A 7,087-nucleotide genomic window follows, 5' to 3' on the forward strand; every position below is an offset into this window, starting at 1 on the left:
CACACACCATGACGCGTACATCCCGCTCCCCCGTCAATCTGCTCGGACGGGACGTCTCGGCGCACATTCCTGCGCTCGAGGCCACCAAGGGCATGATCCAGATGCGGGAGCGGGATGACGCGGTGTGGAACGCCGCCCTGCCTTTTCTGCGCACCCGCGACAATGACGCCCACACCCTGGTGTCGTATGGCATCGCCCGCGCACTGTGCGAGATGATCCCGGACGCCGACCCCGACGTCGTACTGCCAGCGATCATCCTGCACGACACCGGATGGTCCACAGTCGACGAGGTCGTCGCTTTCAACGCGATAGCCCCCGACCGCGACGGCAGCCTGCACCACATCGTCATCCAGCACGAGAAGGAAGGCGCCCGGATCGCCCGGGAAGTGCTGGAGCCGCTCGGGCACTCTCCGGAAGTGATCGACGAGGTCGTCGCGATCATCGACGGACACGACACCCGGCTCACCGCGATCAGCCTCAACGACTCGGTCGTGAAGGATGCCGACAAGGTGTGGCGGGTCTCCCCGCACGGCATCGACGTCGCCGTCCCCCGATTCGGACTGACCCGTGAGGAGTCGGCCATTCTCAACGCCTCCCGGGCCGTCGATGACCTCTTCAACCCCGAAGCCAAGGCCATGTCCCGCGCGTTCTTGTCGTGGGAGTGCATGACCGAGAGCCCGCAATGGACCCAGACCACGCCCCGGGAGTTCGACGAATGAGCAACACACACACTGGCCGCACTGTCGTGGTCACCGGCGCCGCCACGGGGCTCGGGAGGGCTTTTGCCCTCGGCTTTGCCGGGCGTGGGGCGAATGTGGTCATCGCGGATGTCAACGAGGCAGGCGCTGCACAGACAGCTGCTCTCGTGCAGGAACTCGGCGTCGGCGCGGTGGCCGTGCGCACCGATGTCACCGACCGCGCCTCCACCGATGCCCTGATGGATGCCGCGCTCGAGCGGTTCGGCGCGATCCACGCCCTGATCAACAACGCCGCGATCTACGCGACGATCCATCGCGCTCCGTTCGCCGAGATCGACCCGGACGAGTGGGACAGGGTCATGGCCGTCAACGTCAAGGGCACGTGGCTGTCTTCGGCATCCGCCGTCTCCCGTATGAGCGAGGGTGGCTCCATCGTCAACATCGCTTCGGCGACGGTGTTCAGCGGCTCCCCGCAGTGGATGCACTACGTCGCCTCCAAAGGCGCGGTGATCGGGATGACCCGCACCCTGGCCCGCGAGGTCGGGGGGCTGGGCATCACCGCGAACGTCATCGCTCCCGGCTTCACCTTGACCGAGGCATCCCTCGCCCAGATCGAGGATGCCGAGACCTACGGTGTCGCGGCCCGCGCCATCAAGCGCGCGAGCGTGCCCGAAGACATCGTCGGCGCCGCCCTCTTCCTCACCTCCCCTGACGCTGCCTACATCACCGGCCAGACGATCGTCGTCGACGGCGGCAAGCAATTCATCTGACAAGGAGCACCCCGTGAGCACTGTGGTCTACATCGCCGATGACGGCACCGAGACGACGATCCAAGGGCGCCCCGGCGACTCGGTCATGGAGACCGCCGTGCGCAACGGCGTCAAGGGGATCGTCGGCGAGTGCGGTGGCAGCCTCTCGTGCGCGACCTGTCACGTGTTCGTCGAGCCCGAGACGTTCGCGCTGGTCGGTGGACCCTCGGGCCCCCTCGAAGACGACATGCTCGATGGCACCGCCGTGGACCGTGAAGCAACCTCACGCCTGTCCTGCCAGATCAAGCTGCAAGAAGGTGTCGAGTACCGCGTCCGCACCCCGAAAGCGCAGATCTGACATGGGCACCACACTGATCGTCGGAGCTTCCCAGGCCGGCGTCCAGATCGCCGCGACGATGCGCGAGCTCGGCGACACCGACCCGATCATCCTTGTCGGCGAAGAACCGCACCGCCCCTACCAGCGCCCGCCACTGTCGAAGAAGTGGCTCAAGAGCGAACTCGTTCCGGGCGACGTGATCTTGCGCACCCGCGAGTGGTTCGACGGTCAGGGCATCGAGCTCATCAGCGCCGACAGGGTCGTAACCATCCACCGAAACGAGGACGGCTCGGGCGAGGCATCCACTCAGGGCGGGCGGCGGCTTCATTTCGACCGACTCGCGCTCGCCACCGGCTCCTCCGTTCGGCGTCTGACGATCCCCGGCACCGACTTCCACGGCGTGCACTACCTCCGCGACGCCGACGACGCGCTCAGCCTCGAAGCAGCCCTTCACGATCCCGCGAATCGTCGGGTGGTGGTCATCGGCGGCGGCTTCATCGGCTTGGAGATCGCAGCCGTTGCCCGAAGCATGGACAAAGAGGTCACGGTGCTGGAGGCGGCGCCCCGCCTCGTCGGCCGTGTCGTGTCTGAAGAGACCAGCGCGTTCTATCTCGCCGCTCACCAGCGACGCGGTGCCAAGGTCGTGCTGGGGGCCTCCCTGAAGCGCATCATCGGAGGTGTCGCGGATGCCGCGGGCCGCCGTTCGCACGTCGTCGCCGTCGAACTGGCGGACGGTACCGCGGTGCCGGCAGACCTCGTCGTCATCGGGATCGGCGTCATCGCACGCACCGAGCTCGCCGTGCAGTTGGGTCTTGCGGTGGACGGCGGCATCGTCGTAGACGAGCATGCGCTGGCCTCGGACGGTCGTACCGTTGCCGCGGGTGACTGCACGGTGATGCCGAACCCCTATGCCCTCGGCATCCCGGGCCCCACGCGCATCGAAAGCGTCAACAATGCGCTCGAGCAGGCCAAGATCGCCGCAGCGAGCCTCCTGGGCGAGCGTCCCACGTACCGCTCCGTCCCCTGGTTCTGGTCGGACCAGGCAGACCTGAAACTCCAGATCGCGGGTCTGAGTACGGGGTACGACCAGGTCGTCGTGCGTGGCCGCCCGGACGATGAGCGCTTTGCCGTGCTCTACTACCGCGAAGGAGCACTCATCGCGGCCGACTGCGTCAACCAGCCCGCAGAGTTCCTTGCCATCCGAAACGCTCTCAGCAAGGGACACACGATCACCCCCGAGGCCGCAGCCGACACCGACATCCCCCTCAAGCAGTCGATCACCGAGCCGCTGCTGGCCACCGCGGAGGCACCATGAGCCGCTTCGTGAACACCTTCGATTCCGTGCAGACCGTCGGCAACGGTCAGACGCCGAGGCGTCAGTACACGAATCTGGACGACCTGTGGCGCGCTGCCGAGCCCTATATGCGTGCCCGGCGCAACGACATCCATATCCCGTTGTCGTTCTATTTCGCCGAGCTGCTGCTCGATGACTACCCCGACGCCGACGAGCTGGTCACCCGTGTCGCGATCCTGCTGCACGACACGGGCTGGGCCCGGGTGGATGCCCAAAAGATGATCACCGAGGGCTTCCGTGCGGCCAACTGGCGGCAGTCCGATGCGCGCATCCAGCACGAGATCGAGGGCTGCAACATCGCCCGTGAGCTGCTGCCCGGGCTCGGGTTCGACACCGTTTTCATCACCCAGGTCACCGACATCATCGATGGACATGACACGCGCCTTGACCACCACTCGCTCGAGGATGCGATCGTGCGCGACGCCGACCGCCTGTGGCGCTTCACCCCGACCGGGACGGCGTTCTCTGCGGAGTGGTTCGGGATGACGCCGCGCGAGATCATCGAGAACCTTGAGGCCGTTGTCCTCGACGAGCTCATCACCGCCTCAGGGCGCCGGATGGCCGAAGCCGAGATGGGCCGCACGATCGAGCTGCTGAAGATCGATCTGCTGTGAGAGAAGAGCACTGACGATGCGCGAAACCCTCGGAGCCACTTCGGCCACGACGCTGCTGGCGGGCCACCGCGCCGCCGCCGAGGCCCTCCCCTATCAGCACGTGGACGACCTGTTCATCGGCGGCCACTATCGCCGCGCCGCGGTCAGCGACGGCGTCGACGAGGTAGTGGACCCGGCGACCGGGGAGACCTGGGCATCGGTGCCGAAGGCGTCGGCGCAGGATGTCGACGGCGCCGTCGCCGCAGCCCGTGCGGCCTTCCCGGCCTGGGCGGCCACCCCTCCCCACGAGCGCGCCGAGCGGATGCGGCGCTGGGCCGACGCTCTGGAACAGCGAACCCAGCCGCTGTCGGTGACGAGCACTCTCGAAAACGGCTCGCCCGTGTCCGAAACGGCGGGTGCTGCGGCCAACGCTGCGGGCATCATCCGCTATTTCGCGGGGCTGTCCACGGTCCTGGAGCAGGACGACATCCGCATCGCCCCGCTCGACCCCACGCAGGCTACAACGGTGCGCCGTGACCCGGTGGGGGTCTGTGCGCTGATCGCTCCGTGGAACTTCCCCATCAACCTTGTGGTCATCAAGCTCGCGCCGGCACTGATCGCGGGCTGCACCGTCGTGATCAAGCCCGCCTCCCCCACTCCTCTGTCGATCCGCTTCGTGCTCGACGCCGCGGTCGAGGCGGGCATCCCCGACGGGGTCATCAACCTCGTCACCGGAGACGGCCAGGTCGGGGATCAGCTGGTGCGGCATCCGGATGTCGACAAGGTCGCGTTCACCGGGTCCACCCCGGTGGGCCGACGTATCGCGGCTGCCTGCGGCGAACTCCTGCGCCCCGTGACCCTTGAGCTCGGCGGGAAGTCCGCGGCGCTGGTTCTGCCGGATGCCGACCTCGACCACCTGCGGAAGGTCCTGATCCGCTCGTGCATGCGCAACACGGGCCAGACCTGCTACATCTCCACGCGCCTGATCGTCACCCCAGAGCACTACGACGAGGTCGTCGAAGCGGTGGCCACGACGATCGGCGAGGCGATCCAGGGCGACCCGCTGGATCCAGCCACGGTGTTCGGTCCGTCCGCGACGCGAGCCCAACGCGACATCGTGCGCGGCTACATCCGCAGCGGCATCGCCGAGGGCGCCCGACCGGTCACCGGAGGTGACGTGGCACCGGTGATCGACGAGGGGTTCTTCGTCACCCCCACCGTGTTCGCCGACGTCGCCCCCGAGATGCGCATCGCCCGAGAAGAGATCTTCGGGCCCGTGCTCTCGATCATCCCCGCGCGGAACATCGATGACGCCGTGGCGATCGCCAACGCCACACCTTTCGGGCTCGGCGGGATCGTTTTCGGTGCCGACGAGGACCGCGCGTTCGAGGTCGCGCGCCGCATCGACACCGGTTCGATCGGGGTGAACTTCTTTGCCTCCAACCACGCCGCCCCCTTCAGCGGGCGCCACGACTCCGGCCTCGGAGTGGAGTACGGGATCGAGGGCCTGCACGCCTACCTCAGCTACCAGTCCGTGCATCGGCGGGTGCGCTGATGACCGCGCTGCGGTGGGGCATCAAGAAGAGCCTGCACGAGTACGTGCGATCTGCCGAGGGCTCGATCGAGGTCGCTGACGGGGCGCGGCTCGACGGCGACGAGGTGATCTTTCCTGCGGACGACGGCGTCGAGGGCGCCTTCACCGGCTCCGTCCGCTTCCTCGCTCACGGCGGAATGATGGACTGGCGCCTGGCAGCCCCGCACCTCGAAGACGGCGGCTCGATTGTCACAATCGGCGGCCGCCGCGGCGCGCGCGTGCAGTTTGCGTCAGTCGAAGCCGGTGAGGTGAGTCTGACGCTGGACGGCGCCATCCTGCTCGGCAACTTCTACGCCCCCGGCACCGCCTTGGACCCCCTCCGCGTGGAGTGACGCGGAGGGGGTCCTTCCAGAGCGAGGGCTCTCCGCTCTCAGCTCAGGCCGTCAGAACTCTGCAAGGAGGGTCCGCATGGTCGCGATCTCGGCAGTCTGAGCGATGATGATCGCCTCCGCGAGCTCCCTCACGTCGGGGCTGGATCCGCTGTCGAGTTCGTCCTGGGCCATCTCGATGGCCCCCTCATGGTGAACGATCATCTGCTCGAGGAACAGGCGCGATGCGTCAGGGCCGGAGGCCGCCGCCAGTGTCGACATGTCGTCGTCGCTCATCATTCCGTTGTCGTGGCCCATGCCTGCCATCCCGCCGGCGCCGGGCATCTCCGCACCCCACGCCGTCAGCCAGCCCTCCATCGTGTCGATTTCGGGCTGTTGTGCGGCCTTGATGTTCTCGGCCAGCTCGCGCACGTCGGCATCGACCCCATCCTTGGCGAGGAGGGTGTCCGACATCTCGATGGCCTGCGCATGATGCGGGATCATCATCTGCACGAACATCACGTCCGTGGCATTGAACGCCGAAGCTGACGCGGAGGAAGGGGCAGAGCTGGCGCCCGGGCCCGAGCCGGTCACTGAAGCGCAGCCCGTGACGGCCAGAGCGAGGGTCAGCGCGATAGCCGCACTTGTTGCAGGACGATTCTTCATGTTTGTCATCAGGGGTCTCCATGGAGTGGTTCGTGAAAAGCACCGGCCGGGGCCCGGCGGGTGTGCGGGGAAGAGCCGGGCGCAGGATTCTCCGGCTCTCGCTTCTCACGTACGACTGATGCAGAGAGAGATGAGCGACGGGGGGCGTGGCGGGAGCGTCAGAACGCCCCTGGCGGCTCTCGTCGGCCTCGGGAGAACCGACAGCCACCGCAGACGGGGACCAGACCACCTCAACAGCAGCGCCGTCACGAGCAGGGCGAGTACACACGCCATGGCGAGCATCCCGGAGTGGCCACCCGCGGCGCAGTCCTCGCACGATTCGTCAGTGACAGCCTGCGCCGTGTGCTCGCCGGGTACGGCCGTCAGTGCGTCATGGTGACTGTGCGCATGAGGAGTACTCACTGTCGAGGTGAGGAGGTGTCCGCTGGCTGTCGGCGCGTTCAACGCGTGCATGGCGAGAAGTCCGATGATGACAGCCACGATGACGCCGACGACCAGAAGCAGCGTGCCCGCTACCGAGTTCCCGCCTCGCACACGACGTGCCAGCGCGATCAGCGACATGCGACCTCCCGCCCTCATGGTACGACTCCCGAAAAGTGGGTGCGCTGTGCGCCATCCACGCACAGATCAGTGGAGCCCGAGACGAATCACAAAAAGATAACGGTGAGGTCTTCCCCTCCGTTACCTCACCGTTATAGAGTGCTTGCACGGTAGTTGTTTTGCTGTGGCAGCTACCGGCATGTGATTGCAGGACACTCTTGGTGCAAGGGACAAGGGCCGGTCGGAAG

The 7,087-nt window shown here is 67.0% G+C and carries 9 protein-coding genes; 7 read left to right on the plus strand and 2 right to left on the minus strand.

The annotated features are described in order from the left end of the window. The first annotated feature begins 8 nt into the window (after positions 1-8). Genes BGO47_RS09030 through BGO47_RS09060 form a run of 7 tightly spaced genes read left to right on the plus strand, consistent with a single transcriptional unit; the run spans position 9 to position 5,657 of the window. A complete protein-coding gene (locus BGO47_RS09030) occupies positions 9-719 on the plus strand; it encodes an HD domain-containing protein (RefSeq protein WP_292710931.1) in 711 nt (236 codons plus the stop codon). Next, complete coding sequence (locus BGO47_RS09035; RefSeq protein WP_292710934.1) at positions 716-1,468, plus strand: SDR family oxidoreductase; 753 nt, start codon at positions 716-718, stop codon at positions 1,466-1,468. The genes BGO47_RS09030 and BGO47_RS09035 overlap by 4 nt, the downstream gene beginning before the upstream one ends. A 13-nt stretch (positions 1,469-1,481) precedes the next feature. Continuing rightward, a complete protein-coding gene (locus tag BGO47_RS09040; RefSeq protein ID WP_292710936.1) occupies positions 1,482-1,805 on the plus strand; it encodes a 2Fe-2S iron-sulfur cluster-binding protein in 324 nt (107 codons plus the stop codon). A gap of 1 nt (position 1,806) precedes the next feature. Continuing rightward, on the plus strand, positions 1,807-3,099 hold the full coding sequence (locus tag BGO47_RS09045) for an FAD-dependent oxidoreductase (RefSeq protein WP_292710938.1): 1,293 nt from the start codon (positions 1,807-1,809) through the stop codon (positions 3,097-3,099). Next, a complete protein-coding gene (locus BGO47_RS09050) occupies positions 3,096-3,752 on the plus strand; it encodes an HD domain-containing protein (protein ID WP_292710941.1) in 657 nt (218 codons plus the stop codon). The genes BGO47_RS09045 and BGO47_RS09050 overlap by 4 nt, the downstream gene beginning before the upstream one ends. Positions 3,753-3,768: 16 nt before the next feature. Beyond that, the gene (locus tag BGO47_RS09055; RefSeq protein WP_292710944.1) at positions 3,769-5,286 is read left to right on the plus strand and encodes an aldehyde dehydrogenase family protein; all 1,518 of its coding nucleotides are present in this window, start codon (positions 3,769-3,771) and stop codon (positions 5,284-5,286) included. After that, positions 5,286-5,657 (plus strand): HtaA domain-containing protein, encoded by a 372-nt coding sequence (locus BGO47_RS09060; RefSeq protein ID WP_292710948.1) that lies wholly within the window; start codon positions 5,286-5,288, stop codon positions 5,655-5,657. The genes BGO47_RS09055 and BGO47_RS09060 overlap by 1 nt, the downstream gene beginning before the upstream one ends. A 51-nt stretch (positions 5,658-5,708) precedes the next feature. Here BGO47_RS09060 and BGO47_RS09065 read toward each other — a convergent pair whose 3' ends face one another. Continuing rightward, on the minus strand, positions 5,709-6,308 hold the full coding sequence (locus BGO47_RS09065; protein ID WP_366246882.1) for a DUF305 domain-containing protein: 600 nt from the start codon (positions 6,306-6,308) through the stop codon (positions 5,709-5,711). 96 nt (positions 6,309-6,404) lie between these two features. Beyond that, positions 6,405-6,860 (minus strand): DUF6153 family protein, encoded by a 456-nt coding sequence (locus tag BGO47_RS09070; protein ID WP_292710951.1) that lies wholly within the window; start codon positions 6,858-6,860, stop codon positions 6,405-6,407. Positions 6,861-7,087: the final 227 nt, after the last annotated feature.

Origin of the sequence: Microbacterium sp. 67-17 (assembly GCF_001898325.1) — a bacterium.
Classification (GTDB): domain Bacteria; phylum Actinomycetota; class Actinomycetes; order Actinomycetales; family Microbacteriaceae; genus Microbacterium; species Microbacterium schleiferi.